This window comes from Bradyrhizobium viridifuturi (genome assembly GCF_001238275.1).
GTDB lineage: Bacteria > Pseudomonadota > Alphaproteobacteria > Rhizobiales > Xanthobacteraceae > Bradyrhizobium > Bradyrhizobium viridifuturi.
The window spans coordinates 26739-52185 of record NZ_LGTB01000007.1; the positions used below are offsets into that span (position 1 = coordinate 26739).

General features: G+C 65.7%; 26 protein-coding genes, 3 pseudogenes and 1 riboswitch. Of the genes and pseudogenes, 11 read left to right on the forward strand and 18 right to left on the reverse strand.

Translation table 11 applies throughout. The features are described 5' to 3' along the window. Nucleotides 1-106: 106 nt before the first annotated feature. A riboswitch (cobalamin riboswitch) is annotated at nucleotides 107-304 on the reverse strand. Between the two features lie 112 nt (nucleotides 305-416). Genes ALC15_RS08075 through ALC15_RS08085 form a run of 3 tightly spaced genes read left to right on the forward strand, consistent with a single transcriptional unit; the run spans nucleotide 417 to nucleotide 3063 of the window. Further along, nucleotides 417-1460 (forward strand): FecCD family ABC transporter permease, encoded by a 1044-nt coding sequence (locus ALC15_RS08075; RefSeq protein ID WP_050626785.1) that lies wholly within the window; start codon nucleotides 417-419, stop codon nucleotides 1458-1460. Beyond that, nucleotides 1457-2230 (forward strand): ABC transporter ATP-binding protein, encoded by a 774-nt coding sequence (locus ALC15_RS08080; protein WP_050626786.1) that lies wholly within the window; start codon nucleotides 1457-1459, stop codon nucleotides 2228-2230. The genes ALC15_RS08075 and ALC15_RS08080 overlap by 4 nt, the downstream gene beginning before the upstream one ends. 2 nt (nucleotides 2231-2232) lie before the next feature. Then, nucleotides 2233-3063, forward strand: coding sequence for an ABC transporter substrate-binding protein (locus ALC15_RS08085; RefSeq protein ID WP_050626901.1), 831 nt, complete (start codon nucleotides 2233-2235; stop codon nucleotides 3061-3063). Nucleotides 3064-3167: 104 nt separating this feature from the next. On the opposite strand, the pseudogene ALC15_RS08090 reads toward ALC15_RS08085, so the two are convergent. From ALC15_RS08090 to soxX, 9 genes and pseudogenes are all read right to left on the reverse strand, one after another. Then, nucleotides 3168-4207 (reverse strand): annotated as a pseudogene (locus ALC15_RS08090) (MBL fold metallo-hydrolase). Between the two features lie 299 nt (nucleotides 4208-4506). Beyond that, nucleotides 4507-4950, reverse strand: a complete 444-nt coding sequence (locus ALC15_RS08095; protein ID WP_094193757.1) for a DsrE family protein — start codon at nucleotides 4948-4950, stop codon at nucleotides 4507-4509. 126 nt (nucleotides 4951-5076) lie between these two features. Then, nucleotides 5077-5532, reverse strand: coding sequence for a DsrE family protein (locus tag ALC15_RS08100; protein ID WP_050626787.1), 456 nt, complete (start codon nucleotides 5530-5532; stop codon nucleotides 5077-5079). Continuing rightward, a pseudogene (soxB, locus tag ALC15_RS08105) lies at nucleotides 5529-7276 on the reverse strand (thiosulfohydrolase SoxB). The gene ALC15_RS08100 and the pseudogene soxB overlap by 4 nt, the downstream one beginning before the upstream one ends. A gap of 34 nt (nucleotides 7277-7310) precedes the next feature. Next, entirely contained in the window at nucleotides 7311-7616 is a 306-nt protein-coding gene (locus ALC15_RS08110) for a hypothetical protein (RefSeq protein ID WP_050626788.1), read from the reverse strand. Beyond that, nucleotides 7613-8470, reverse strand: a complete 858-nt coding sequence (gene soxA, locus ALC15_RS08115; protein WP_050626789.1) for a sulfur oxidation c-type cytochrome SoxA — start codon at nucleotides 8468-8470, stop codon at nucleotides 7613-7615. The genes ALC15_RS08110 and soxA overlap by 4 nt, the downstream gene beginning before the upstream one ends. Continuing rightward, a complete protein-coding gene (gene soxZ, locus ALC15_RS08120; protein WP_050626790.1) occupies nucleotides 8467-8778 on the reverse strand; it encodes a thiosulfate oxidation carrier complex protein SoxZ in 312 nt (103 codons plus the stop codon). The genes soxA and soxZ overlap by 4 nt, the downstream gene beginning before the upstream one ends. A 22-nt stretch (nucleotides 8779-8800) precedes the next feature. Further along, nucleotides 8801-9295: a thiosulfate oxidation carrier protein SoxY gene (gene soxY / locus ALC15_RS08125; protein WP_050626791.1), complete on the reverse strand. Its 495-nt coding sequence runs from the start codon at nucleotides 9293-9295 to the stop codon at nucleotides 8801-8803. Between the two features lie 28 nt (nucleotides 9296-9323). Next, nucleotides 9324-9614 carry a sulfur oxidation c-type cytochrome SoxX gene (gene soxX, locus ALC15_RS08130; protein ID WP_050626903.1) on the reverse strand — a complete coding sequence of 97 codons (291 nt, stop codon included), beginning with the start codon at nucleotides 9612-9614 and terminating at the stop codon, nucleotides 9324-9326. A 401-nt stretch (nucleotides 9615-10015) separates the two neighbouring features. Here soxX and ALC15_RS08135 point away from each other — a divergent pair, with 401 nt between their 5' ends. Beyond that, nucleotides 10016-10705, forward strand: coding sequence for a DUF938 domain-containing protein (locus ALC15_RS08135; protein WP_050626792.1), 690 nt, complete (start codon nucleotides 10016-10018; stop codon nucleotides 10703-10705). On the opposite strand, the gene ALC15_RS08140 is transcribed toward ALC15_RS08135, so the two are convergent. Beyond that, nucleotides 10696-11568, reverse strand: coding sequence for a protein-L-isoaspartate O-methyltransferase family protein (locus ALC15_RS08140; RefSeq protein WP_094193772.1), 873 nt, complete (start codon nucleotides 11566-11568; stop codon nucleotides 10696-10698). The genes ALC15_RS08135 and ALC15_RS08140 overlap by 10 nt on opposite strands. Nucleotides 11569-11650: 82 nt before the next feature. On the opposite strand from ALC15_RS08140, the gene ALC15_RS08145 reads away from it, so the two are divergent. From ALC15_RS08145 to ALC15_RS08155, 3 genes are all read left to right on the forward strand, one after another. Continuing rightward, complete coding sequence (locus ALC15_RS08145) at nucleotides 11651-12148, forward strand: type II toxin-antitoxin system HicB family antitoxin (RefSeq protein WP_050626793.1); 498 nt, start codon at nucleotides 11651-11653, stop codon at nucleotides 12146-12148. 198 nt (nucleotides 12149-12346) lie between these two features. Then, nucleotides 12347-13591 (forward strand): MFS transporter, encoded by a 1245-nt coding sequence (locus ALC15_RS08150; protein WP_050626905.1) that lies wholly within the window; start codon nucleotides 12347-12349, stop codon nucleotides 13589-13591. A 170-nt stretch (nucleotides 13592-13761) separates the two neighbouring features. Next, nucleotides 13762-14994, forward strand: a complete 1233-nt coding sequence (locus ALC15_RS08155) for an MFS transporter (RefSeq protein ID WP_050626794.1) — start codon at nucleotides 13762-13764, stop codon at nucleotides 14992-14994. Here ALC15_RS08155 and ALC15_RS08160 read toward each other — a convergent pair. Beyond that, the gene (locus ALC15_RS08160) at nucleotides 14989-15426 is read right to left on the reverse strand and encodes a helix-turn-helix domain-containing protein (protein WP_050626795.1); all 438 of its coding nucleotides are present in this window, start codon (nucleotides 15424-15426) and stop codon (nucleotides 14989-14991) included. The genes ALC15_RS08155 and ALC15_RS08160 overlap by 6 nt on opposite strands. Before the next feature lie 98 nt (nucleotides 15427-15524). On the opposite strand from ALC15_RS08160, the gene ALC15_RS08165 reads away from it, so the two are divergent. Continuing rightward, nucleotides 15525-16388 carry a class I SAM-dependent methyltransferase gene (locus ALC15_RS08165; RefSeq protein ID WP_050626796.1) on the forward strand — a complete coding sequence of 288 codons (864 nt, stop codon included), beginning with the start codon at nucleotides 15525-15527 and terminating at the stop codon, nucleotides 16386-16388. Continuing rightward, the gene (locus ALC15_RS08170) at nucleotides 16381-16881 is read left to right on the forward strand and encodes a DUF2938 domain-containing protein (RefSeq protein WP_050626797.1); all 501 of its coding nucleotides are present in this window, start codon (nucleotides 16381-16383) and stop codon (nucleotides 16879-16881) included. The genes ALC15_RS08165 and ALC15_RS08170 overlap by 8 nt, the downstream gene beginning before the upstream one ends. 14 nt (nucleotides 16882-16895) lie before the next feature. On the opposite strand, the gene ALC15_RS08175 is transcribed toward ALC15_RS08170, so the two are convergent. Both ALC15_RS08175 and ALC15_RS08180 read right to left on the reverse strand, forming a co-directional pair. Beyond that, nucleotides 16896-17390: a VOC family protein gene (locus ALC15_RS08175; RefSeq protein ID WP_050626798.1), complete on the reverse strand. Its 495-nt coding sequence runs from the start codon at nucleotides 17388-17390 to the stop codon at nucleotides 16896-16898. Between the two features lie 133 nt (nucleotides 17391-17523). Continuing rightward, on the reverse strand, nucleotides 17524-18069 hold the full coding sequence (locus tag ALC15_RS08180) for a carboxymuconolactone decarboxylase family protein (RefSeq protein ID WP_050626799.1): 546 nt from the start codon (nucleotides 18067-18069) through the stop codon (nucleotides 17524-17526). 168 nt (nucleotides 18070-18237) lie between these two features. Here ALC15_RS08180 and ALC15_RS08185 point away from each other — a divergent pair, with 168 nt between their 5' ends. Continuing rightward, complete coding sequence (locus tag ALC15_RS08185) at nucleotides 18238-19422, forward strand: acyl-CoA dehydrogenase family protein (RefSeq protein WP_050626800.1); 1185 nt, start codon at nucleotides 18238-18240, stop codon at nucleotides 19420-19422. A gap of 131 nt (nucleotides 19423-19553) precedes the next feature. After that, nucleotides 19554-20693: an acyl-CoA dehydrogenase family protein gene (locus tag ALC15_RS08190; RefSeq protein ID WP_050626801.1), complete on the forward strand. Its 1140-nt coding sequence runs from the start codon at nucleotides 19554-19556 to the stop codon at nucleotides 20691-20693. A 286-nt stretch (nucleotides 20694-20979) separates the two neighbouring features. Here ALC15_RS08190 and ALC15_RS08195 read toward each other — a convergent pair whose 3' ends face one another. The 5 genes and pseudogenes from ALC15_RS08195 to ALC15_RS08210 all read right to left on the reverse strand — a co-directional run bounded on the left by ALC15_RS08195 (nucleotide 20980) and on the right by ALC15_RS08210 (nucleotide 25379). Further along, a complete protein-coding gene (locus ALC15_RS08195; protein WP_050626802.1) occupies nucleotides 20980-22017 on the reverse strand; it encodes an amino acid ABC transporter substrate-binding protein in 1038 nt (345 codons plus the stop codon). A 64-nt stretch (nucleotides 22018-22081) separates the two neighbouring features. Further along, nucleotides 22082-22675: a L,D-transpeptidase gene (locus tag ALC15_RS08200; protein WP_050626803.1), complete on the reverse strand. Its 594-nt coding sequence runs from the start codon at nucleotides 22673-22675 to the stop codon at nucleotides 22082-22084. 172 nt (nucleotides 22676-22847) lie between these two features. Further along, entirely contained in the window at nucleotides 22848-22976 is a 129-nt protein-coding gene (locus tag ALC15_RS41715) for a DUF2474 domain-containing protein (RefSeq protein WP_094193759.1), read from the reverse strand. Beyond that, nucleotides 22976-23976: pseudogene (cydB, locus tag ALC15_RS08205) on the reverse strand (cytochrome d ubiquinol oxidase subunit II). The gene ALC15_RS41715 and the pseudogene cydB overlap by 1 nt, the downstream one beginning before the upstream one ends. Continuing rightward, a complete protein-coding gene (locus ALC15_RS08210) occupies nucleotides 23973-25379 on the reverse strand; it encodes a cytochrome ubiquinol oxidase subunit I (protein ID WP_050626804.1) in 1407 nt (468 codons plus the stop codon). The pseudogene cydB and the gene ALC15_RS08210 overlap by 4 nt, the downstream one beginning before the upstream one ends. Nucleotides 25380-25447 lie beyond the last annotated feature (68 nt).

The following is a 25447-nucleotide window of genomic DNA, read 5'->3' on the forward strand; positions in this document are numbered from 1 at the left end:
GCGAGACCTCGGCAACGTCAGTGGCACGTCACCGCGAACCAGTCTCACCATGTGCTTGCAGCATCAGGTGAAGCTCATGCCTGTACTCCCCGACCGGCATCCTCGCGTGTGACCACGGCTGACGGCAGGTCTCCTGGCTCGCGGGTCGTTACCCTTCGTCGCCTTCCCAGGACCGAGTTTCCCAGTGGCATCTGACGAAGGATTCACCGCATACAGTTGCGGGGGCAGCCGCGGCCTTGGGGAAGTTTCCCCGCACCGCATTCCCTTTTCATCTCATCAAAGAACCGTCATGTTCATCTAGGGTTCGGCCGCGCAGCAAAGTCAATCCGGCGGAAGTCGGGCAAGGACCGCACGGCCACGGTTTTTGTCGAGTGTCGCTTGTCTGCCACGGCGATCGCTGTAAGAGCATGGGTCCAATGAGCGTGCAGGATTTTGCCTTGGCGGCCGAGGTCGCGGCGCGGCGCCGGTGGAGCGCCACCGCGGCGCTGCTCGCGCTCGTGGTCCTGTTGCTGGTGATCTCGCTCGGCGTCGGGCCGGTGCGGTTGTCGCCGCTTGCGGTGATCGAGGCGCTGTTCGGCGGCGGCAGCGACGTGGCGCAGGTGATCGTGCGCGAGATCCGTCTGCCGCGCACCATCCTGGCGTTCGCGATCGGCGGTATTCTCGGGCTGTCGGGCGCTGCGCTGCAGGGCCTGCTGCGCAATCCGCTGGCTTCGCCATCGCTGTTCGGCGCGCCGCAATCGGCGGCGTTCGGTGCGGTGCTGGTGATTGCGCTCGGCCTCGCCGATGTGCGCTCCTACGCGCTGCCGGTGGCGGCGATCATCGCGGCCTTCGGCTCGGTGTTCGCACTGCTCGCGATCGCCGGCCGCAATGCCGGGCTGTTGATCCTGATCCTCGCGGGGCTTGCGATCTCGAGCTTTGCGGGAGCCGCCACGGCGCTGGTGATGAACCTCTCCAGCAATCCGTTCGTGGTGCTGGAGATCGCGTTCTGGCTGCTCGGTTCGCTGGAGGATCGCAGCTTCCAGCATGTGGCGCTGGCGTTGCCCTTCATCGTTGCCGGCGCCGCTATCCTGCTCAGCCAGGCGAGCGCGTTCCGTGCGCTGACGCTCGGCGAGGAGGCCGCGCAGAGCCTCGGCGTCGATGTCGGACGGCTGCGGCTCTTCGTTATCACGGGCGTTGCGCTCGGCGTCGGCGGCGCGGTCGCGGTGACAGGCTCGATTGGTTTCATCGGACTGGTCGCCCCGCACCTGATGCGACCGTTGATCGGCCACGATCCGGCGCGGCTCCTGGTGCCGAGCGCGTTCACCGGCTCGGCATTGCTGCTCGCCGCCGATATCGCGGTGCGCATCATCCCCTCGACCTCGGACATCAAGGTCGGCGTGCTGACCTCGATCATCGGCGTGCCGTTCTTCCTTTACCTCATCATGCGCGAGCGCCGCGCGCTCGGTGGAGGCGTGGCATGACATTGCTCACCGCGAGCGGTCTCCATGCGTCGCTCGGCCATCGCGAGGTGCTGCATGATATTTCGCTGTCGCTGGCATCAGGTCACCTGGTTGCGCTGGTCGGTCCGAACGGTGCCGGCAAGACCACGCTGCTGCGCGCGCTTGCCGGGTTGATCCCGTCGGACGGTGAGATCCGGATCGGCGGCGATGCGCTGGGGTCGCTGCCGCTGCGCGAGCGCGCGAAGCGCTTTGCCTATTTGCCGCAGGGGCACATGGTGCACTGGCCGCTGCCGGCGCGCGACATCGTCGCGCTCGGCCGCTATCCGCATGGTGCGACCGACCCGGCGCGGCTGTCGCCGAGGGATGTGGAAGCGGTGCTGCGAGCGATGCAAGCGGTCGACGTCGTCGAATTCGGCGACCGCCGCGTCACCGAGCTGTCCGGCGGCGAGCGCAGCCGCGTCGCGCTGGCCAGGGTGCTCGCGGTGGAGGCGCCGGTGATCCTAGCCGATGAGCCGACTGCATCGCTCGATCCACGCCACCAGATCGACGTGATGCAGAAGTTGCGTAGTGTCGCCGACACCGGCGTACTTGTGCTCGTGGTGACCCACGATCTCGGGCTCGCCGCGCGCTTTGCCGATCATGTGCTGGTGCTGTCCGACGGACGGCTGGCCGCTCAAGGTGCGCCCGCTGAGGCATTGTCGGAAGCGGTGCTCGCCAGCGTGTTCCGGGTCAGTGCCTATCGCGCCGAATTCCGGCGCGAGGCGGTTATCGTGCCGTGGGCGGGCTTGTGATGATGCGGCGTCTCGCAGCCTTGGCCGCCGCGGCATGGTTGATTTGCTGTGGTGCCGCGTTCGCCGCCGGACCGCGCATCGTCTCGATGAATGTGTGCAGCGACCAACTCGTGCTGTCGCTGGCCGATCCGGACCAGATCCTCGGTCTCAGCCGCTTCTCGCGCGACGCCTGGCAATCCTGGGCCGCCGAAAAGGCGCGAAACTATCCGCGCCTGTCCGGCGGGGCCGAGGATGTGCTGCCGCTCAAGCCCGATCTCGTCGTCGTCAGCCTGTTCGACAAGCGCGCGACCCGCGACTTGCTCAAGGCCCACGGGTTGCATCTGGTCGAATTCACCGTGCCGCGCACGCTGGACGAGGTGAGGGACCAGATCCGCGCAATGGGCGATGTGCTGCAGCATCCGGACCGCGCCAAGGCCGAGATCGCGCGCCTCGATGCGGCGATCGCCCGTGCGCGGGCGGAGGCGAGCACGCATCATTATCGCGTGCTGCCGGTGGAGCGGCGTGGCTTTGTCTCCGGTGACAGCAGCCTGATCAGCTCGTTGCTGACGGCGACGGGACTGACCAATGCGGCCGGCGAGCTCGGCCTCGGCGCGGGCGGGTTTGCGTCGCTGGAGGCGATCGTCAAGCTGCGGCCGGACTTCATCCTGGTGTCGGAGGCCGGCGATCGTGCCGAGGATGAAGGCCGCGCCTTCCTGCTGCATCCGGCGCTGGAGCGCTTCTATCCGGAGAGCAGGCGCATCGTGCTGCCCGAGCGGCTCACCGTCTGCGGCGGCGTGATGCTGGCGGATGCGTTGGATCGGCTGACGGAAGAACTGCGGCGCGTGACGAAGTAGGTGTTGCCATCGTCATTGCGAGGAGCGACTGCGACGAAGCAATCCATGCTTCCGCAAGCGGAGGAATGGATGGCTTCGCTTCGCTCGCAATGACGGCGAGTGACCTATCCCATCACCACCGGCCCACCGGCCTTCTTCCAGGCATCGATGCGCCTTCGATATGGGCGGTGTTGGTCAGTCCGGCTTTCTTGGCGGCGGCCACGGCCATCGCCGAGCGCTCGCCGAAGGCGCAGAAGAACACGACGCGGCGGCCGGTCGCAGCTGCCACTTCACGCAACATACCGCCGGGCTGCAGCATGGCGCAAATCTGCGGATAGGGTGCGTGCATCGCGCCGGCGAGCGTGCCGTGCTTGGCCCGCTCGCCGCTCTCGCGCAGATCGACCAGGAGGATATCGGGCCGGCCGAGGCTCGCAATGGCGTCGCGCGCGTTGAGCGCGAGGCCTTCCTTGGTGAGTTCGTCCTGGTGCAGGCCGACATGCATGTTGGCGGGCACCGCGACGTCCATCATCTTCGGGTTCGGCAGGTTGAGATTGTTCATCAGCTCGACATAGGCGTCGATCGACTTTACCTGGAGCCGCGGATTGTAGCGCTTCTCCTCGCCGATCGTGGAGACGGTGTCGCCCTTGTAGTCATGCGCCGGGAATACCAAGGTTTCCTCGGGCAGCTTGAGCAGGCGGTTGAAGATCGAATCGTACTGCGCCCGCGCGCTGCCGTTCTGGAAGTCGGTGCGGCCGGTGCCGCGGATCAGCAGCGTGTCGCCGGTGAAGACGCGGTCGCCCATCAAGTAACTATAGGAATCATCGGTGTGGCCGGGCGTGTACATCGCCTCGAGGCAGAGCCCCTCGATCGTCACCTTGTCGCCGTCGGAGACGCGCATCGACACCACGTCGGCCTTGCTCTGCTCGCCCATGATGGTGATGCATTGGGTGCGATCGCGCAGCTCGCCGAGGCCGGTGACGTGATCGGCATGGAGATGGGTGTCGACGGCCTTGACCAGCCGGAGGTCGAGTTCCTGCAGCAGCTTGCAGTAGCGATCGGCCTTTTCCAGCACCGGATCGAGGATCAGCGCCTCGCCGCCCGCGCGGCTCGCGAGCAGATAGCTGTAGGTGCCGGATACGCTGTCGAACAGCTGGCGAAAGATCATGACGGCTTACCTATTCTATGGGTCAAGTCGTTGAAAGCATATTATTTCATAGATAGGGTTGATTCAAAGCAAATCCATCCCCGTGCACACGCCATCCCCGTCACCCCCGCGCAACGGCTTTGCCGTTGTCGCTGGAGGTGCGCGCGAAGCGAGCCTCGAAGGGTGAACGGCCCGGCTCATTTCCGGGGAAAGGCAATGCGCGCTGAATCATCCGGGCCGTCCATCCTTCGAGACGCGCGCAAGATCGCGCTCCTCAGGATGACGGTCCAGGTTCGCGATTCGGGAACGAGAGGTGAGCCTCAAGGCCGAACGTAGCTCCAGCCCTGCTCCTGCAGCTCCATCAGATGGACCACACCCGACGGTACGATGGTGGCGTCGGAGACGACTGATATGGCGTGGCCCTCGGCCTTCTCCATGCCCTGCCTGGTGTTGCCGCAGGCGGAGAACTGGATCTTGCCCGGGAAGACGAAATCCTTGAGGCGCCTGATGCGGTCCTGCACCGGCGAGGTGTCGCTGCGCAGCATGTGCAGGCCGGGACCGTAGGTGACGATGTCGATCTCCACGTCCTCGTTCTTCGCACGGTAATATTCGATCACGTTGGTCGCGTTGTTGAGCGCCAGATTCATGACCTGCGGATCGTTCTGGTCGATCTGGATCGCGATGCGATGCGGCTTGTCGGCGGCGAGTGCGCTCGTTGCGAAGGCGAGCGAAAGCAGCGCGGCGGCGGCGAGACGGCGAAGCATGGGAAGCTCACTTGAAGAGGCTCCGCTGTCACCTCTCATTGCGAGGAGCGAAGCGACGAAGCAATCCATTCTGTCCCTGCGGCAAAGCATGGATTGCTTCGCTTCGCTCGCAATGACGGCAGAGCCTTACGGCCTCACCAGCGTGTAGCCGTGCTCGGTCAACAGCAAGATCTGCGCGACGCCGACCTGCACCGGCGTGGCGGCGGCGATGTAGTCCGGCCGCTTGCCGGTGCCGCGCTCGATCGTATCGACGGTGTTGAGGCAGATGTCGACCCGCGCGCCCTGCGCAACCAGGCTTTCCACCAGCTTGCGGTTGGCGTTATCGGGCCTCAGCAGGTCGATGCCCGGGCCGAAGGCGACGATCTCGACCGCGACCTTGTCGGGGTCGTAGTGCTTCATCAGATTGCTGGCGACGCTGAGGACCAGGCCCTGCTTCTTTGGATCGTTGTCGGAGAGCTGCAGCACGACCTTGTGCTCGGCGAACGGCTTGTCCTGCAGCGGCGCGAGCTGGGCGCGGGCCGGCGGCGTCGCCAGCGCGATCACAGCACAGCCGAACGCCGCGATCAGCGCACGCCGCGTCATCCGTGCCTCGCAATGCCCAGATTGTCGTCGACACCTTTCAGCGTCACGCCGGGTTCGTCGCGGTTCGGCGGCCGGCCGGCGCGCAGATGCTTGGCCACGACATCCCAGATCGGCGCGCCGTTCTGCTGGTTGACCGACGCCCAGCCCGCGACCTTGTAATGCTTGCCGGCTTCGAGATGCCTGCCGTTGCCGAGCTTCAGCTCGGAGATGCGCTTGCCGACGCTCTCGGCGGGCGTGCAGGTGTAGGCGAGGCCGCCGACGCGGACCATGTCGCCGCCCTGCTGATAATAGGGATCGGCGTTGAACAGATTGTCGCAGAGTCTTCCAGCACGTCCTTGATCTGGCTGCCGGTCATCGTCGCGACGTAGGTCTCGGGATAGGTGATCGCGGTCTCCGACAGCACGTCTTCCATGGTGATCGGCTGGCCGGCGAGCGTGGTGAGGCCCCAGCGGAAGCCCGGCGACAGTGCGATCTCGGCATTGAGCTCGCTCAGCAGCGCATCGCAGATCAACTGATCGACGGTGCCGGAGAAATTGCCGCGGCGGTAGAGCAGGCGGTCGGCGGTGCCGAGCTTGTCGCTCCATTCGTCGGCATGCGGATCGCGCATCTTGTCGATCAGCGCCTGCATCGCGGGATCTGGCTTCAACAGCTCGGCGAACACCGGCAACAGGCGGTAGCGGATATTGGCCACCTTGCCCTTGGCGAGGTCGAGATCGAGCACGCCGATGAACTTGCCGTTAGAGCCGGCATTAGTGACCAGCGTGACGCCGCCGGCATTGGTCACCGTGATCGGGATCGGGATCGCGTCGTGGGTGTGGCCGCCGAGGATGACGTCGATGCCAGTGACACGGCTGGCGAGCTTGAGGTCGACATCCATGCCGTTATGCGACAGCAGGATCACCGCCTCGACCTTGTCGTTGTTGCGATGGCCATCGACCAGCTTCTGCAGCTCGTCGTCGCGGATGCCGAACTTCCAGTCCGGCGTGAAGCGCTTCGGATGCGCGATCGGCACATAGGGGAAGGCCTGGCCGATGATCGCGACGCGATGGCCGCCGATCTCCTTGATGATGGACGGCTTGAACACCCGCCCCGAAGCTGGATCGAACGCCTTGGCGTCGTTGAACGCGGCTTCCTCGGTCAGGAATACGTTCTGCGCCAGGAACTCGCCCTTGAAGCGGGAGAGATTGTCGCGCAGCACCTGCTCGCCATAGGTGAATTCCCAGTGCCCGGTCATCGCCTCGATGCCGAGCAGGTTGGCGGCCTCTACCATGTCGGCGCCGTTCATCGCGTTGGCGAGCCCCGAGCCCTGCCAGAGGTCGCCGCCGTCGAGCAGGATCGAGCGCTTCTCGCCGACATCGGCGCGCAGCTTGTCGACCAGCGTCTTCAGATGGGCGAAGCCGCCGAGCCGGCCGAAGCGGACGGCGGCCTTTTCGAACTCGACGCAAGTGAAGGCATAGGCGTCGGCGCTGTCGGGCCGGATGCCGAAGCGGTCGAGGAATGCCTTGCCGACCAGATGCGGCGGCTGGCCGGCCATCGCGCCGACGCCGATATTGACGCCGGATTCGCGGAAGAACACCGGCTTCAGCTGCGCATGGGTGTCGGTCAAATGCAGGATGCGGGCGTTGCCGAAGCGTTCGAGGTCGTAGACGCTGGCGGTATCGGCGCTGCGCGCGAGGCGGGGCAGGCCGGCCACAAACGTCGCGGCAGCCGAAGCTCTCAGGAAATCCCGGCGGCGGATGATCATCGCTCTCTCCGCGCGGCCCGTGGCCTGCGCGCCTTTAACGAACTTCCATGTCCTTCCAGCGTTCCTTTTCGCTGGTGGCCTGAAAGATCGATGCCTTTGCCAGCGCCTCGGCCTCCTTGGCCTGGGCGACTGCGGTGTCGAAATCACCAGCCTCACCGGCCTTTTTTGCGGCGGCGAGCGTCGAGGCCGTGGTGGTCCACTGGTTGCGAAGGGAGCCTGCTTCCTTGTTGGCGGCTTCGGCCGCGGCGTAGGCCGCCTTGTAGTCGGCCTCGGAGGCGGCGAGCGCCGCGGTTGCGGTCGCGATCAGCAGCGCCGATGCCGCGAAGATGGTTCGCATCATGGCCTTGCTCCCGGCCCCGAAATCGGCAGGCCATTGCTGACATAGGACAAATAGTATTCGAGGTTGCGGTACTCGTCGTCCTGGGGATTGAGCGGCACGCCGCGGATCTGGCTGTTGCAGGTGGTGAAGCGGCGGCTGGTGGTGCCCATGCCTGACCATTCCGAGCGGTAGATCGGCATCGCGTTCAGGATGCCGAGCGCCGGCGCCAGCACCTCGGCGCGAATCCGCTGGCCCGGGCTCTGGATATGGCAGGTGGCGCAGGAGAAATTGAGCTGGCCGCGGCGGGTGTAGAAATACTCCTTGCCCTTTTGATAGGCCTGAAGCGCGCGCGGATCGTTCGGGATCTTGATGTCCATCGGCTTGCCGCGCGAGGTGAAGGCCATGTAGGCGGTGAGCGCCGCCATGTCGTCCTTCACGTAGGAGAACGGCGCCTCGCCATTGGCCTCGCGGCAGCGGTTGAGCGCGAGCTCGAGCGTGACGACCTTGCCTTCCTTCTCGTCGAAATAGGGATAATTCTGGCGGATGCCGATGCCCTTGTTCGGAAAGCAGTCGGCATAGGTCTTGCCGTTCTTGAACGGCGTCGAGAACATCTCCTTGCCAGCTTCGAGCGAGAACTCGTAGGGCGGAAACTCTTCCTTCTCTTCCCACTGCTTGTGCAGGTCCTCATTCATCGAATAGGGACCGTTGACGAAATCCTCGAGCTTCAGCTTGGGGAATTTGGTCGTGAAGAACTTCTGGAACGCGGCCTTGTCGGCGGCGGGATCGACGCTGTCGGCCGCGTGCGCCGGCGCGAGCGCCAGCACGCCGAGCGCAAATGTCGCGATGGCCGCGCGGATTGCGTGGCGCCGCGTCATTGAATCTTCGCCGTCGTGGTGTCGGTTGCGCCCTTGTTGTCGACCCAGCTGATCTTCAGATCGTCGCCCTTCTTGCCGCCCTTGAAGGCGAACTTGACGTACGGATCCTTTGACACGCCGCCGCCCCAGTCGGCGACGAACACCGGCTTGCCGTCATATTCGAACGTCAGCACCTGGATGAAGTGCGGCGGGATGATCTCACCCTTGGCGTCCTTGACGAAGCCGGAATCCATCGGATGCTGGATCAGCGCCTGCACCTCGGTGGTGTCGCCGTTTGAGGTGGCGCGCACGCGAATGCTCGATGCCATCTTGATTGTCCCTTGATTGAGCTCAGCCGCCGCAGCCGCCGACGGTGACCTTGATTTCCTTCTGGGCGCTGTAGAGCTTGCCGCCGGCCTCGACGATCACGGTGACGTTGCTGGTCTTGGCCATCTTGATGCGGTTGGCGACGCTCGGCAGCGTGCCGGCCGGAATCTTGTACGATGCGATCAGCGAGATCGGGTTCTCGCTGACCAGGAACGAGATCGAGGTGACGTCTGATAGCGTCGTGGTGGCGGAGATCGGCACCACAGCGCCGTTCTCGGCGATCTCGGGCGCGTCCATCTTGACCTTGTCCGAGGGCTCGGCGGTCTTGCCGTAGAGCGCCTTGATCGCGTCGGCCAGGTTCTTCTGCTTGAACGCCTCTTCCGGATATTTGTCGTTGGCGGCGGCGAGCGCCTGCGGGACGTCGAACGGAATGACGCCAAGGCCGATCAGTGCGGCGACACCCGCGCCTTTCAGCAGCAGGCGGCGTGTTCCGGAAAATTCGCTGGTCGTGATGTTCATCGAAACATTCTCCTCAAGCGGTGCGGCGTCACAGCGTCTGCAGGAAGTCCACCACCGCGTTGATTTCCTTCTCGCTCAAGATCCGGTTTCGGCCGAACGGCGGCATCACGGTCTGCGGGTTGCGCTTGGTCTCATCGGTCACGATCGCGATCAGCTCGTCGCGGCTGTATTTCGCCTTCAGGCCGGTCAGCTCGGGGCCGATCGTGCCGGGCAGCTCGCCGCCCCTGATGACATGGCAGGTCAGGCAATTGCCCTTGCCGCGGTCGAAAGCGAGCTTCTGGCCGTCGGCGGCGGACTGGGCCTGCGCGGGCACAGCCATGGCGATGCCGGCCAGCAGCGCCAGAACGAAGGCTGGCTTGGAGAAAGTGGCGATCAAGGACGTTTCCCGGGCTTCAATCTCGATGATCCCATCGCAATATAAAGAGTGGAAAGCACAAAGGCCATCGGCTGGCAACTTGGAGAATAGGCGCGTTGCGACGGGGTTAATGCCTTTGCGGAAATGGCCGCGGGCATGAAATCGCTTCCGTCACCCTGAGGTGCGAGCGAAGCGAGCCTCGAAGGGTGGACGGTCCGGCTGGTGGCCGTGCATCCTTCGAGGCTCGCAAGGGCTCGCGCCTCCAGCGACAAGGGCAAAGCCCTTGCGCGGGGGTGACGGATCAGGCAGTCCGGCGGTTCCGCTTTTGCCAGGTGCGGCTACATACAGCTAACAGGAGAAGTGGCGTGGCGGAGTTTGTGGTGGAGTTCGGCAAGGACGGCAGGCCGGTCGAGGCGGACGGACGGCTCGACGCGGCGGCCTTCCACCGCAACCATCAGCCGATCTGGGCGGTCCTCAAGAATTACCTCGCCAACCGATCCGGCGACGTGCTGGAGGCCGGCAGCGGCACCGGCCAGCATGTCGTCCATTTTGCCCGACAGACGCCCGACATCATCTGGTGGCCGAGCGACCTCCATGCCGCGCATCTGCGCAGCATCGAGGCCTGGCGCGTCCACGCCGGGCTTGCCAACATCCGGCCGCCGCAGCCGATCGATCTGTCTGATCCCGACTGGTCACCGATGCCGCCGGACGGCAAAGGTCCGGACAAGCTGCTCGCGATCTTCTGCGCCAACGTGATCCACATCGCGCCGTGGCGCGTCGCCGAGGGCCTGTTCGCCGGCGCCGCGCGGCATCTGCGCGCCGATGGCCGGCTGTTCCTCTACGGCCCGTTCAAACGCGGCGGCAAGCACACCGCGCTCAGCAATGCGGTGTTCGACACCTCGCTGCGCGAGCGCGATGCCGAGTGGGGCGTGCGCGACATCGCCGATCTCGAAGCGCTCGCGGAGCGCGTCGGGCTCAAGCTCGACGGCAGCTTCGAGATGCCGGCCAACAACATGATCCTGATGTTCGTGCGGAAGGATGTGGCTCAGTCGTAGGCCAAGCACCACCCATCCCCGCGTAGCCAGCGGCGTTCGTCGGGAATCTCCGCGTCGCGGATGAGTCGCGTCACCTTCTGCCAGCCGCCGCGGGCGAAGGCTTCGGCCAGGGCCTTTTCTGATCGTTCGTCACGGCCGCCGTCGCACGGAATGATCGCAACCCCTGATATCCAGTCGGCATGATATTCCGCGCCGTTGCGCCGGACCCGGAACACCGCGCCGGACCGCGCCACCTGCTCCGGCGTGCCGCCCTTGAATCCCTCATCCGATGTCAGCGGCAGGATCAGGCGACCGCCGTCGGCGAGGCCGTCGAGCCATCGCGTGGCGGGCCGGGTACAGCCGGCATTGACGTAGATCACGTCGGCTGGCCCAAATGGCACCTGCGTGCCGTCGCCCGCGATGATCTCGACATTCTCATAAGGGGCGAGATTGGCGCGGGCGCGCGCCGCAAGCTCCGGGTCGTATTCAATGCCGGTGACCCGGCCGGTCGCTCCGACCAGATGCGCGAGCAGAGCCGTGTAGTATCCGGTGCCGGTTCCGACATGCACCACGTGTTCGCCGTGAGCGGGGGCGGCCTGGTGCATCAGATGGGCGTGCAGCGAGGGCTGGCCGTTGTTGAGGCGGCGCTCGGGCAGCAACGCGACGAGGTCGTTAGTGTAGAGGTAGACCGGATCGGCATCGGGCGTCGGCACGTAGTCGCGTGTCCACCATCGCAGCATCATCCATGGCCCCGGACCGACGAAGTCCTCGCGGGGAATCGCGGCGAAGGCCGCGGCCAGGCGCGCATCGACGACGTTGGCGGCAGCCAGGATCTGCTTGGCATAGGCTGCGCGGACGATGCGGAGTTCGGCTTGCGGGTCCATGGCCGCGGCCTCCTGCATTTTCATTGTGTCATTTGACACACCGGGGTGTGTGAAATAGCATACATCGACGACGGAGGCCAGAATGAAGAGACGGCTCTATCCGGCTGTGCTGGAACGCGGACCGCGCGGCACGTTCGGGGCATGGTTTCCGGACTTTCCCGGCTGCGTTGCCGGCGGCAAGTCGCAGGAGGAGGCGATCGAACGCGCCGAGCATGCGCTGGCGCAGGCGGTCGACGGCTGGGTCGAGCAGGGCAACGCGTTGCCGGAGCCGACGCCGATCGAGCGGATCGTGCCGCCCAAGGGCTCCGACGTCGCGGCGTTCTTCATGGTCGGCGTCGATCCGCCCGACCCGTCCGAGCGCGTGAATGTCTACTTGCCGAAGAGCCTGATCACGCGGATCGACAAGCGTGCCGCCGAGCTCGGCATGAGCCGTTCGAGCTTCTTCGGCTTTGCGAGTTCGCTCGCGCTCGAATGGCCGGGCGGCTATCCGCGCGGCGCCCCGATCGCGCCGCGCTCCAAGGTGCACAAGACCGGCGCGCTGCGCGCCGAGAAGCGGCCGGCCAAGAAGCCGGTGCGGTAGGCGGCGCCTGTTGGAATACATGTGACGTCGTCCTGGCTTTCGCCAGGACGACGCCAACGTGTGGGTATTCGAGCGGCCATCCCCCGTGCGCCTCCCGCATGGCCTACGTCCGTTTGCGCTGGTTGATCGCCCTGCGCCTGCTCTCCATAGTGCCGGCAAATTCGAGGCTCCCGCCGGGGCTTCCATGCGGGAATGCCGATGATCGACGTGACAGCAGCCGACGAGACCAGCGATGACGCGCGGGCGCGCAGCAATGTGTGGCGGCTTGCGGCGGCGCAGGCGCTGACCGGCGCCAATTCGGCCGTGATCTTCGCCACCGGCTCGATCGTCGGCGCGACGCTGGCGCCCGACATCTCGCTCGCGACGGTGCCGCTCTCGATGTATGTGCTCGGGCTTGCCGCGGGCACGCTGCCGACCGGCGCGATCTCGCGCGCCTATGGAAGGCGCATCGCCTTCATCGTCGGCACCTTCTGCGGCACGCTCACCGGCGCGCTCGGCGCCTTCGCGATTCTGCACTCGTCGTTCTGGCTGTTCTGCGGCGCGACCTTCCTCGGCGGACTCTATGGCGCCGTCGCGCAGTCCTATCGCTTCGCGGCGGCCGATGGCGCCAGCGTCGCGTTCCGGCCCAAGGCGGTGTCGTGGGTGATGGCCGGCGGCGTGTTCGCCGGCGTGCTCGGGCCGCAGCTCGTGCAATGGACCATGGACATCTGGCCGCCTTATCTGTTCGCGTTTTCGTTCGTGATGCAGGCGCTGGTCGCGCTGGTGGCGATGGCGGTGCTGTCGGGCGTCGACGCGCCGAAGCCCGCGGCGGCGGACCTGCATGGCGGCCGTCCCCTGCTCGAGATCGCCAGGCAGCCGCGCTTCGTCGCGGCGGCGCTGTGCGGCGTAATCGCCTATCCGATGATGAACCTGGTGATGACCTCGGCGCCGCTCGCCATGAAGATGTGCGGGCTCACGGTCAGCGATTCCAATTTCGGCATCCAGTGGCACATCGTGGCGATGTATGGCCCGAGTTTCTTCACCGGCTCGCTGATCGCGCGGTTCGGTGCGCCCGTCATCGTCGCGCTCGGCCTGGTGCTGGAGGCGGTGGCCGCGACGATTGGGCTGTCGGGCATCACGGCGCCGCACTTCTGGGCGACGCTGTTCGTGCTCGGCGTCGGCTGGAATTTCGCCTTCGTCGGCGCCTCCGCGCTGGTGCTGGAGACGCACCGCCCGCAGGAGCGCAACAAGGTGCAGGCGTTCAACGATTTCCTTGTGTTCGGCATGATGGCGATCGGCTCGTTCTCGTCGGGCCAGCTGCTCGCGCATTACGGCTGGAACGCCGTCAACATGGTGGTGTTTCCGCCGGTGCTGCTCGGGCTTGCCGTGCTGTCGCTGGCCTCGTTCGCCAGGCGGCGGGCGAAATTGCGCGCGGTGGAAGAAATCCCGGATCCGAGCATCTAAAGCTTTGTCTTAAGCATGATCTTTTCGGAAAACCGCTTCGCACTTTTCCGGATCATGCTGCTGCCAATTGCTGACACTTCGATCAGCTTCGAAATGATCGGCTTGCACGGCTCCTTACATCGTGAGAACGGATAATCCGGTCCTGACGATGTCGGAAGCAAGAGCAAGAAATGGACGCATCATCACCCACGCTGCCAGATGAATCCTCGCTTGGTTACGAGGGCTGGCGCATCGTCGTCGTCTGCTTCCTGCTTGCGACCTTCGGCTGGGGATTGGGCTTCTACGGCCAGAGCGTCTATGTCGCCGAGCTGCACAAGCTGCACGGCTGGCCGGCGTCGCTGATCTCGTCGGGCACCACCTTCTTCTATCTGTTCGGCGCCGCGCTGGTCGCCTTCGTCAGCGAGGCGATCAAGGCGTTCGGCGCGCGCAGCTGCCTGATCGCAGGCACCTTCGCGATGGCGGTGGCGGCGGTTGCGATCGGCGAGGTGCGCGAACCGTGGCAGCTCTATCTTGCCGACGCGCTGCTGGCGTTCGGCTGGGCCGGCACCAGCCTCGGCATCATCACCAACACGCTCGGCCTGTGGTTCGACAAGAAGCGCGGCATGGCGATCAGCCTGGCGCTGAACGGCGCGAGCTTCGGCGGCATCGTCGGCGTACCGCTGCTGGTCGCGGGGATCGGCGCGTTCGGCTTCTCCGGCGCGATGATCGCGGCCGCGGTGCTGCTGATCGTGATCATGGTGCCGGTGATCCTGATCTTCGTCGGGCGGCCGCCGGCGCACCTGCACGCCGTGACGGCTGCGGCCGCCGATGCCCCGTCGGCGACCCAGGTGCGAGCCCGGGCGCTGCGCGACATCCGCTTCCTCTCGGTCTCGATCGCGTTCGCGCTGGTGCTGTTCGCCCAGGTCGGCTTCATCGTTCATCTGATCGCCTATCTCGACCAGGTGATCGGCCGCGAGCGCGCCACGGTGGCGATGGCGCTGCTGACCGCGATGGCCGTGGTCGGCCGGGTCTCGTTCTCCTTCGTGATCGACCAGCTCAACCAGCGCCTCGCGTCGGCGTTGTCCTTTGTCAGCCAGGCGATCGCGTTGGCTCTCATCATCAACGTGCACAATGACGTCGTGCAGATCGCGGCCTGCGCGCTGTTCGGATTCTCGGTCGGCAATCTGATCACGCTGCCGGCGCTGATCGTGCAGCGCGAGTTCGACCCGCGGGCGTTCGGCGTGCTGGTCAGCCTGATCACCGCGATCAACCAGATCACCTATGCGTTCGGTCCCGGCGTGATCGGGCTGCTGCACGATCTCTCGGGCAGCTACACGCTGCCGTTCTACGGCTGCATCGGCCTGGAGCTGATCGCGGCGGTGACGATCATGACTCGCGGACGAAGCCAGCAATCCCGGTTATGATTTTCGACGTGACTTCTTCGTCTTCTTCGGTGCCTCCATCTTCCCGGCCGCAGCGACCCGCAGCAGACGGCGGAAGGTCGGACATTCCATGTGGCTCGGCGCCGGGCAGACGGCGGCGTGGCGCAGGCCGTCGCGCATCGCGTTGAGCCTGCGAATGGTGCGGTCGAGCTCGTCCGCCTTGGTTGCCAGCATCTTCCGGTCGATCCGCGGCCTGCCGTCGGGCGCGAACATTCGTCCGATCTCGTCGAGCGTGAAGCCGGAGGCGCGGCCGAGCGCGATCAGCGCCAGCCGGTCCAGCACGGCAGGATCGAACAGGCGGCGCAGCCCACGCCGTCCATGCGAGGCGATCAGTCCCTTTTCCTCGTAGAAACGCAGCGTGGAGGCGCGAACGCCCGACAGTTCCGCTACCTCCGCGATGTCGATGTCCCGCATGGCTCTTGACCTCAAGTTCACTTGAACTGGCAGTGTGCAGCCTAACGCTTGCCTGGAGCAAGCATCATCGTTGCCAGCCAGGCAAGAAGGACGAGATCATGAGTACCGCATCACAGGACAGGGACGAACAGGTCAAGCTCTGGAACGGCGCCGCCGGGCGCGCCTGGGTCGAGACACGGGACGTGCTCGAAGCGATGTTCGAGCCGCTCGAAGCGCTGCTGGTTCGGGCTGTGTCCGATGTCGGGCCCGGCCGCGTGCTCGATATCGGCTGCGGCACCGGCGCCACGACGTTTGCGGTTGCCCAGGCGCTCGGCCCGCAGGGGCATTGCACCGGCATCGACATCTCCCAGCCGATGATCGCAGCGGCGCGCGATCGCGCCGAGCGGGAACGGCGATCCGCGGGCTTCATCTGCGCGGACGCGCAGACCCATCCGTTCACGCCGGCGAGCTTCGACATGATCATCTCGCGTCTCGGCGTGATGTTCTTTGCCGACCCGGCGCAGGCCTTCGCCAATCTCCGCCGCGCTACCCGCCCGGGCGCTGCACTCCGTTTGATCGTCTGGCGGAGCGCCGCCGAGAACCCGTTCATGACGACGGCGGAACGGGCGGCGAAGCCGCTGCTGCCGGATCTTCCGCCGCGGCGCGCCGATGCGCCGGGGCAGTTCGGCTTCGCGGACCGCAAGCGGGTCGAGAGCATCCTGGCGGATAGCGGCTGGGACGCGGTCGCGGTCGCGCCGATCGATATCGCCTTGAGTTTTCCGGCAGCGGAGCTGACCCGTTACGTGAGCTGGCTCGGCCCGGTCGGCACGATGCTGCAGGCGATGGAAGAGCCGCGTCGCTCGCAGGTGATCGACACCGTGCGCAGTGCGTTCGACCGCTATCTCGAGGCCGGTGAAGTTCGCTTCACCGCGGCCTGCTGGATGGTCGCGGCGCGAACGCCGGTGGAGGCTGCCAATGGCTGACGCCGTGGGCTATCTGGCGAGTGCGGTGCTGATCGGCACCGGCGCGACCGTCGCGATGGATATCTGGGGGATGGTCCGCAAGCATCTGCTCGGCATGCCGTCGCTGGATTACGCGTTGGTCGGCCGCTGGCTCGGCCACCTCGCATCCGGGCGCCTGCATCACGACCGCATCGCCGCGTCGCCGCCAGTTGCGGGCGAGCGGGCCGTCGGATGGGCCGCGCATTATCTGATCGGGATCGGCTTTGCCGGCGTGCTGCTCGCGATCTTCGGCCTCGATTGGGCGCGGCAGCCCACGATCGGTCCGGCTTTGCTGGTCGGGATCGGCACTGTCGCCGCGCCGTTCCTGATCATGCAGCCCGCGATGGGCGCCGGCATTGCCGCGAGCCGGATGCCGCATCCATGGTTCGCACGGCTGCAGAGCCTCGTGACGCACACGGTGTTCGGCCTCGGACTCTATGCGGCCGGCTGGCTGGTGCGCGCGCTGCTGCCATAGTCCGTATCGCGAAATTACGCTGCGCGCTGCTTCAGCAATTCCTCGAGGTCGAGCCGACGCGTGAACATCGAAAGCTTGCCGTCCGCGCTGCGCGGCCACTCGGCTTCGGGGCGGTCCCAATAGAGCTCGACGCCGTTCTCATCGGGATCGCGCAGGTACAGCGCCTGGCTGACGCCGTGGTCGCTGGCGCCGTCGAGCTGGATGCCGGCCGACAGCACCCGATGCAGCGCGTCGGCGAGCGCCGGGCGGGTCGGGTACAGGATGGCGGTGTGGAACAGGCCGGTGGTGCCGGGCGGCGGCGGACGGCCGCCCTTGCTCTCCCAGGTGTTGAGACCGATGTGGTGGTGATAGCCGCCGGCCGAGATGAAGGCCGCATCGGTCCCGAGGCGTTGCTGCAACTCGAAACCGAGCACGCCGCAATAGAAGCCGAGCGCCCGCTCGAGATCGGCGACCTTGAGGTGGACATGCCCGATCCGCGTGCCCGCGACGATGGGGGGATTTTCCGGCATGACCTGGCTCCGTTGGCATCAATGCCGTGCCATCAGGGCAGGGCTTCGCCGCCTGATATAGTCTGGATTTGCCGGGGCCGGAGCGATCCATTCGGAAACGCAGCGTTTCCGAATGACGCCACGGCGGCCGGATCTAGCATAGCTCCGACAGCTCGCCGCCGGGCAGCTGGAATTCGAACGTGTTCAGCGTCATCGACACCATGGTGTAGTAGCCGCAGAGCCCGATCACCTCGACCAGGCCGCGCTGGCTCAGCACCTCGATCGCCTCGTCATACAGTGCCTTCGGCAGGCCGTGACCTTCGTGCAGCGCCTTGGCGACGTCGTAGATCACCCTGGCCTTGGGATCGTCGAAGGTCGGCGTCCGACGCACGCGAATGTCTTCGATGATCTTCGGGTCGAGCCCGCCCTTCAGTGCGAGGCGCTTGTGGGCATACCATTCGTAATGCGCGGTCCAGTGCCGCGCGGTGACGAGGATCGCGATCTCCGACAGCTTCGGCGGAAAGATCGTGTCGAAGCGCAAGACCTCGCCGAGCCGCGTGGCATGCCGCGCCATCTCCGGGCTGTTGAGCCAGGCCATCATCGGCGCCGGTGGCGCGCCGCGCTTGCCGGCAATCGACTCGTCGTAGGTTTCTTTCTGGGCGGCGTTCATTTCGCTAGGCGAAAGCAGTTTCAGCCGCATGTCCGTTTCCTCTTGTTTTTCAATCGCTACCCCGTCTCGGCGATACACCCGATCGCGCAAGGTGAGTAGCGACGCCAGAGCATGGCGCGGCCGCGAGGCATATTGAATTCGGCGGCTGCGTAGGTCTAAGGTCGAATCCAATTCGTCGATTTTGACTGGAAACGCACCATGGCTGACCTCGAGAAATTCCGCGCTGAGACCCGCGCCTGGCTGGAGCAGAACTGCCCGGCCGAGATGCGCAAACCGATGACCTCGGATGGCGACACCTTCTGGGGTGGCCGCAACACGAAATTCTCCTCCGAGGCGCGGCGGGTCTGGTTCGAGCGGATGCGCGACAAGGGATGGACCGTGCCGCATTGGCCGAAGGAATATGGCGGCGGAGGCCTCGACGGCGAGGAAGCCAAGATCGTGCGCCAGGAGATGGCGGCGATCGGGGCGCGCCAGCCGCTGACCTCGTTCGGCATCTCGATGCTCGGACCGGCGCTGTTGAAATACGGCACCGAGGAGCAGAAGAAGGAGCATCTGCCGAAGATCACCGCGGGTCTGATCCGCTGGTGCCAGGGCTATTCCGAGCCGAACGCCGGCTCCGATCTCGCCTCGCTACAAACCCGCGCGGTCGGCGACGGCGATGATTACATCATCAACGGCCAGAAGATCTGGACCTCCTACGCCAACTATGCCGACTGGATCTTCTGCCTGGTGCGCACCGATCCCGCGGCCAAGAAGCACGACGGCATCAGTTTTATTCTCTTCGACATGACGTCGAAGGGGGTGTCCACAAAACCGATCCTGCTGATCTCCGGCTATTCGCCGTTCTGCGAAACCTTCTTCGACAATGTCCGCGTGCCGAAGTCGCATGTCGTCGGCACCGTCAATCGCGGCTGGGATGTCGCGAAGTACCTGCTGCAGCACGAGCGCGCGATGATCTCGGGCATGGGCGAGCGTGGCGTCGGCCGTCCGCTCGGCCAGATCGCGGCCGACTCGGTCGGCGCGGATGCGCAAGGCAAGCTCGACGACGCGCAGCTGCGCAGCCAGATCGCGAATTTCGAGGTCGATGAGGCCGCGCTTGCCGCCGCCGCGGAGCGCGCGGTCGATCTCGCCAAGGCCGGGCAGTCGCATCCGGCGTTCTCGTCGGCGATGAAGTATTACGGCACCGAGCTCAACAAGCGGCGCTACGAGATCCTGATGTCGGCCGGCGGCATCGACGCCCTGGAATGGGAAAGCGACCGTTCCCGCGGCGGCGCCCGCCCGCGCGCCTGGCTGCGCACCAAGGCCAACTCGATCGAGGGCGGCACCTCGGAGGTGATGCTCGGCATCGTCGCCAAGCGCATCCTCGATCTGCCGGGGGCGTAGCTACCGGTCGTTCCGGGGCGGCGCGAAGCGGCGAACCCGGAACCTCGAGATTCCGGGTTCGATGCTGCCGCATCGCCCCGGAATGACGGACTCGGAATTTTTCTGCTTAGAACGTTAGATCGGATCCATCCATGGCCCTCGTCCTCACCGAAGAACAATCCATGCTGCGCGACAGTGCGCGCGGTCTCATCAGCGACAAGGCGCCGGTGGCGCATCTGCGCGGCCTGCGCGATGCCAAGGACACCACCGGCTTCTCGCGCGAGCTCTGGACAACCTTTGCCGAGATGGGCTTCTCCGGCCTCTTGGTGCCGGACCAGTTCGGCGGCAGCGGTCTCGGCTGCGTCGAGGCCGGCATCGTCATGGAGGAGATCGGCCGCACCTTGATGCCGTCGCCGTTCCTCGCGACCTCGGTGCTTGCGGCCTCAGCGCTGTCGCGCGGCGGCAGCGAGGCGCAGAAGGCGCAGCATCTGCCCAAGATCGCCGACGGCTCGTTGCTCGCGGCGCTCGCGATCGATGAGGGCGCCAAGCATCGGCCGCTGCAGACCAAATTGCAGGCGACGCGTGCCGGCAACGGCTTCAAGCTGTCCGGCGACAAGGCTTTCGTGGTCGACGGCCACACCGCCGATCTCCTGATCGTCGCCGCACGCAGCGCGGGCAGCGCCGGCGACAAGAACGGGCTGACCCTGTTCCTGGTTGATCCCAAAGCCAAGGGACTCGCGGTCGAGCGTACCGCGATGGTCGATTCGCACAACGCGGCGCGCATCGTGTTCGACAATGTCGAGGTCAACGCCGACAGCGTGCTCGGCGAGGTCGATCAGGGCTTTGGACTGCTCGAGGGCGTGCTCAATATCGGCCGCGGCGCGGTCGCATCCGAAATGGTCGGCCTCTCCGACGAGGTGTTCGGCCGCACCGTGACCTACCTTAAGGAGCGCAAGCAGTTCGGCAAGGCGATCGGCGAATTCCAGGCGCTGCAGCACCGCGCCGCCGAGCTCTACATCGATATCGAGATCACCCGCGCCGCAGTCCTGAAGGCGCTGCAGGCGCTCGATGCCGACGTCGCGAAGGCCGCCACTGCGGTCGCGGTAGCAAAGGCGCGCGCCGGCACCACCGCGACGCTGGCCGTGCAGGAAGGCGTGCAGATGCATGGCGGCATGGGCATGACCGACCAGTTCGACATCGGCTTCTTCATGAAGCGCGCCCGCGTCTGCCAGGAGCTGTTCGGCGACAGCAATTTCCACACTGACCAGCTCGCCAGCGGCAAGGGCTACTGAGCCGACGCGTCAGCGCCGCGTAACAGCGCAGCGCAACGACGCCGCCACACCGCACACTGTCATCGCCCGGCTCGACTGGGCGATCCAGTATTCCAGAGACAGTGGTGCTTGAGCGGAGAAGCCGCGACGTACTGGATCACCCGCTTTCGCGGGTGATGACAGCGGAGGGTTGGCGGCCTGAGTAGGCCCGTCATTGCGGGCGACGCGAAGCAATCCACTTCACCGCGTGTGCGGAGCGATGGATTGCTTCGTCGCTATTGCTCCTCGCAATGACGCCGCAGAAAGGCTACCTGATCGGCGGTGCGTATTGCACGCCGCCGGCGTTCCAGAGCTGGTTCATGCCGCGCGGGATCTTCAGCTTGGAATCGGCGCCGACGTTGCGGTCGTAGACCTCGCCGTAATTGCCGACATGGCGGATGATGCGCACCGCCCAGTCCTTGGTCAGGCCGAGATCCTCGCCATAGGAGCCCTCGGTGCCGACCAGCCGCATCACTTCCGGCTTCTTCGACTTTAGCGCCTCGTCGATGTTCTTCGAGGTGATGCCGAGCTCTTCGGCGTTGATCATGGCATAGAGCGTCCACTTCACGATCATCATCCAGTCGTCGTCGCGCTGCCGGACCACCGGCGCCAGCGGCTCCTTGGAGATGATGTCGGCCAGGATGGTGTGGTCGTTCGGCTTGGCGAGGTTGAGCCGCAGCGCATAGAGCTGCGAGGCGTCCGAAGTCAGCGTGTCGCACTGGCCGCTGTCATAGGCCTTCACCACGTCGTCGAGCTTTTCGAACTTCATCTCCGTGTACTTCATGTTGTTGGCACGGAAATAGTCGGCGAGATTGAGCTGGGTCGTGGTGTTGGCCTGCACGCAGACCTTGCTGCCGTTCAGATCGAGCGCGGAATCGATGTTGCGCGAGCGCGGAATCATGAAGCCCTGGCCGTCATAATAGGCGACCGCCGGGAAATAGAGGTCGTAATTGGTCTCGCGCGACATGCTCCAGGTGGAGTTACGCGACAGGATGTCGACCTTGCGGTTCTGCAGCTCCTTGAAGCGCTCGCTGGCGTCGAGCGGAACGAACTTTGCCTTGGTCGGATCGTCGAAGATCGCCGAGGCCACCGCGCGGCAGAAATCGACGTCGAAGCCGGTCCAGTTGCCCTTATCGTCCGGATTCGAGAAGCCCGGCAGGCCCTTGTTGACGCCGCACAGCACGTCGCCGCGGCGGACGGTGCGCTTCAGCGTGCGGGTGTCGTAACGCTCATAGGTGATGGCGGCGGCCGCAACCAGCGCGGCGACCGCGAGCCCGATCGTCAGGCCGCCTCGAAATGTACGCATGGGTTCTCTCTCGCGAATGATCGGGGGAAAAACAGGTCGGATATCGAAGGCGGGCGGGTAGCGATTACAGTTCGGGCTTCTGGCGGATGATCACCTTGGTGCCGACGGGGACGCGGTTGTAGAGATCGGCGACGTCGGCATTGACCAGCCGGAAGCAGCCGGACGAGATCGCGGTGCCGATGGTGTCGGGCCGGTTGGTGCCGTGGATGCGGTACACCGTGGTGCCGAGATACATCGCGCGCGCGCCGAGCGGATTGCCCGGGCCGCCCGCCATGAAGCGCGGCAGGTAGGGCTGGCGAGCGATCATTTCCGGCGGCGGCACCCAATCCGGCCACTCGGCCTTGCGGGTGATGGTCACGAGGCCCTGCCACTGGAAACCATCGCGGCCGACGCCGATGCCGTAGCGGAGCGCGCGGCCATTGCCTTGCACGAGGTAGAGATGGCGTTCGGCGGTGGAGACGATGATGGTGCCCGGCGCCTCATTGGTCCGGTAGTAGACGACCTGCTTCTGCCATTCCGGATCGAGCTCGTAGCTGTCGTCGGCGATCAGGCCCGGCTCGTCGGCGTCCGGGCGGCTCTGGGCGAAGCCATGCGATGTCGACAGCACGAGCGCGCCCGTGGCGATCAACATCCAGACCAGGTGACGAAGTTTCGTCATGCAAAGCTCTCCTTGTTGGCAAGCGGCCAAATGGTTGCTCCACCCAAATCGCTCGGAAGCATCAAATCTCAGCGGCAGCTTGATGGCAAGTTTAGGGCGGGCATCACACTATATCACTGTAATGCTTCCGTTTTTTGTCGACGGGGCCGTGTGGGGTGCGGCCCCGCCGGCCTTATTTCGGCGCGATCCAGAGTCGCAACGCGAACGAGACCAGGGTCACCGTGCCGACGCCGCCGAGCCACAGCACGGCGAACCACAGCAGGCGCTGGCCGAGCGGCCGCTGACTCGGATCCGGCGGCATCAATGGTATCCGTGGCCGGGGCGTACCTTGCCGCGGAACACCCAATAGGCCCAGGCGGTGTAGCCGAGGATCAGCGGCACCAGAATCGAGACCCCGACCAGCATGAAGATCTGGCTGTTGGCCGGCGCCGCCGCCTGCCAGATCGTGATGCTCTGCGGCACGATGTACGGGTACATGCTGATGCCGAGCCCGGCATAGGACAGTGCGAACAGCGCCAGCGTCAGGAAGAACGGCTGGTGGTCGTTCCTGTTGCCGAGCGCGCGCAGCAAGAGCGCGGTGACGGCGGCGACCGCGATCGGCACCGGCGCGGTCAGGATGATGTTGGGCCAGGCGAACCAGCGCTGGGTGTATTGCACGGCCAGGAACGGCGTTGCGATGCTGACGGCGCCGATCGCACAGAGCATCGCGACCAGCAGGATCCAGCTCAGCTGATAGGCGCGCTCGCGCAGCTCACCCTCGGTCTTCATCACCAGCCAGGTCGCGCCCAGCAGCGCATAGCCGATCACGAGCGCAACGCCGGTCAGCACGCTGAACGGCGTCAGCCAGTCCCACCAGCCGCCGGCGTAGTGGCGGCCCTCGACATGGATGCCCTGCAGGATGGCGCCGAGCGCGATGCCCTGCGCCAGGGTCGCGACCAGCGAGCCGCCGGCAAAGGCGAGATCCCATTGTTGCGCGCCTTCTGGGTGCGCCAGCGGAATTCGAAGGCGACGCCGCGGAACACGAGGCCGAGCAGCATCGCGATCATGGGCGTGTAGAGCGCCGGCATCAGCACCGCATAGGCCAGCGGAAACGCCGCCATCATGCCGCCGCCGCCGAGCACCAGCCAGGTCTCGTTGCCGTCCCACACCGGCGCCACCGTGTTCATGATGACGTCGCGATCCGTCTTCTGCGGGAATAGCGGAAACAGGATGCCGAGGCCGAGGTCGAAGCCGTCCATCACGACATAGACGAACACGGCGAAGGCGATGATGAAGGCCCAGATCGTGGTCAGGTCGATCATCGCGCGCCCTCCACGGCAGCGCCGGCGGCCGGCGTGATGCCGGCGGCGCGCGCGGGGATGTTTGTTGCCGGGCCCTGCTCGCCGGGGTGCGGCGGCTGCGCCATCAGCCGCAGGATGTAGATCACGCCCGCGATGAACACGGCGAAGTAGACGATGATGAAGGCGATCAGCGAGGAGCCCACGGCGGGCGCCGCCAGCGGCGAGGCCGAATCCGTCGTGCGCAGCAGCCCGTAGACCGTGAACGGTTGCCGCCCGGTTTCCGTGGTGATCCAGCCGGCGAGCACCGCGATGAAGCCGGCCGGCCCCATCAGCACCGCGAAGCGGTGCAGCAGCGGTGACTGGTACATCAAGCCGCGCCAGCGCATCAGCAGGCTGAACAGGCCGAGCCCCAGGATCAGGAAGCCGAGCCCGACCATGACGCGGAACGCCCAGAAGGTGATCGGCACCGGCGGCCAGTTCTCGCGCGGCACGGTGTCGAGGCCGGCGAGCGGCGCGTCGAGCGAATGCTTCAGGATCAGCGACGACAGCTTCGGCACCTCGATCGCGTATTTCACCTTGGCGTCGCGCTCGTCGGGCCAGCCGAACAGGATCAGCGGCGCGCCGTCCTTGTGGCTCTGGAAGTGGCCTTCCATCGCCATCACCTTGGCCGGCTGGTGCTCCAGCGTGTTGAGGCCGTGCTGGTCGCCGGCGAGGATCTGGATCGGCGCCACCAGGGTCGCCATCCACATCGCCATCGAGAACATCACGCGCGCTCCGGCCAGATGCTGGTCGCGCAGCAGGTGCCAGGCGCCGACCGCGCCGACCACCAGCGAGGTGGTGAGGTAGGCCGCCAGCACCATGTGCACGAGGCGATAGGGGAACGAGGGATTGAAGATCACCTTGAGCCAGTCGGCGGCGACGAACTGGCCGTCGGCATTGATCGCGTGACCGGCCGGGGTCTGCATCCAGGAATTGGCCGACAGGATCCAGAACGCGGAGATCAGCGTGCCGATCGCAACCATCAACGTTGCCAGGAAGTGCAGTCTCGGGCCGACCCGCGACAGCCCGAACAGCATCACGCCGAGGAAGCCGGCCTCGAGGAAGAACGCGGTCAAGACCTCATAGGCCATCATCGGGCCGATCACCGGCCCGGTCTTGTCGGCAAAGGACGACCAGTTGGTGCCGAACTGGTAGGACATCACGATGCCCGACACCACGCCCATGCCGAACGCGACCGCGAAGATCTTCAGCCAGTAATTGAACAGGTTGATGTAGACCTCGCGCCCGGTGGCAAGCCACAGCGCCTCCAGCACCGCGAGATAGCTCGCAAGCCCGATCGAGAATGCGGGAAACACGATGTGGAACGACATCGTGAAAGCGAATTGCGCGCGGGCGAGTACGACCGCATCCCAGCCTTCGAACATTCCGCACCATCCATTGCCAATGCTCTGGGGCGCGATCCGGTCACGGCATGCGCATTCGGAATCGCGTC

Coding starts and splice junctions, on each gene's coding strand:
- ALC15_RS08075 (WP_050626785.1), top strand. CDS start 417: ATGAGCGTGCAGGATTTTGCCTTGGCGGCCGAGGTCGCGGCGCGGCGC.
- ALC15_RS08080 (WP_050626786.1), top strand. CDS start 1,457: ATGACATTGCTCACCGCGAGCGGTCTCCATGCGTCGCTCGGCCATCGC.
- ALC15_RS08085 (WP_050626901.1), top strand. CDS start 2,233: ATGCGGCGTCTCGCAGCCTTGGCCGCCGCGGCATGGTTGATTTGCTGT.
- ALC15_RS08095 (WP_094193757.1), bottom strand. CDS start 4,950: ATGCTTCGCCGTCTCGCCGCCGCCGCGCTGCTTTCGCTCGCCTTCGCA.
- ALC15_RS08100 (WP_050626787.1), bottom strand. CDS start 5,532: ATGACGCGGCGTGCGCTGATCGCGGCGTTCGGCTGTGCTGTGATCGCG.
- ALC15_RS08110 (WP_050626788.1), bottom strand. CDS start 7,616: ATGATGCGAACCATCTTCGCGGCATCGGCGCTGCTGATCGCGACCGCA.
- soxA (WP_050626789.1), bottom strand. CDS start 8,470: ATGACGCGGCGCCACGCAATCCGCGCGGCCATCGCGACATTTGCGCTC.
- soxZ (WP_050626790.1), bottom strand. CDS start 8,778: ATGGCATCGAGCATTCGCGTGCGCGCCACCTCAAACGGCGACACCACC.
- soxY (WP_050626791.1), bottom strand. CDS start 9,295: ATGAACATCACGACCAGCGAATTTTCCGGAACACGCCGCCTGCTGCTG.
- soxX (WP_050626903.1), bottom strand. CDS start 9,614: ATGGCTGTGCCCGCGCAGGCCCAGTCCGCCGCCGACGGCCAGAAGCTC.
- ALC15_RS08140 (WP_094193772.1), bottom strand. CDS start 11,568: ATGGACCCGCAAGCCGAACTCCGCATCGTCCGCGCAGCCTATGCCAAG.
- ALC15_RS08145 (WP_050626793.1), top strand. CDS start 11,651: ATGAAGAGACGGCTCTATCCGGCTGTGCTGGAACGCGGACCGCGCGGC.
- ALC15_RS08150 (WP_050626905.1), top strand. CDS start 12,347: ATGATCGACGTGACAGCAGCCGACGAGACCAGCGATGACGCGCGGGCG.
- ALC15_RS08155 (WP_050626794.1), top strand. CDS start 13,762: ATGGACGCATCATCACCCACGCTGCCAGATGAATCCTCGCTTGGTTAC.
- ALC15_RS08160 (WP_050626795.1), bottom strand. CDS start 15,426: ATGCGGGACATCGACATCGCGGAGGTAGCGGAACTGTCGGGCGTTCGC.
- ALC15_RS08165 (WP_050626796.1), top strand. CDS start 15,525: ATGAGTACCGCATCACAGGACAGGGACGAACAGGTCAAGCTCTGGAAC.
- ALC15_RS08170 (WP_050626797.1), top strand. CDS start 16,381: ATGGCTGACGCCGTGGGCTATCTGGCGAGTGCGGTGCTGATCGGCACC.
- ALC15_RS08175 (WP_050626798.1), bottom strand. CDS start 17,390: ATGCCGGAAAATCCCCCCATCGTCGCGGGCACGCGGATCGGGCATGTC.
- ALC15_RS08180 (WP_050626799.1), bottom strand. CDS start 18,069: ATGCGGCTGAAACTGCTTTCGCCTAGCGAAATGAACGCCGCCCAGAAA.
- ALC15_RS08185 (WP_050626800.1), top strand. CDS start 18,238: ATGGCTGACCTCGAGAAATTCCGCGCTGAGACCCGCGCCTGGCTGGAG.
- ALC15_RS08190 (WP_050626801.1), top strand. CDS start 19,554: ATGGCCCTCGTCCTCACCGAAGAACAATCCATGCTGCGCGACAGTGCG.
- ALC15_RS08195 (WP_050626802.1), bottom strand. CDS start 22,017: ATGCGTACATTTCGAGGCGGCCTGACGATCGGGCTCGCGGTCGCCGCG.
- ALC15_RS08200 (WP_050626803.1), bottom strand. CDS start 22,675: ATGACGAAACTTCGTCACCTGGTCTGGATGTTGATCGCCACGGGCGCG.
- ALC15_RS41715 (WP_094193759.1), bottom strand. CDS start 22,976: ATGCCGCCGGATCCGAGTCAGCGGCCGCTCGGCCAGCGCCTGCTGTGG.
- ALC15_RS08210 (WP_050626804.1), bottom strand. CDS start 25,379: ATGTTCGAAGGCTGGGATGCGGTCGTACTCGCCCGCGCGCAATTCGCT.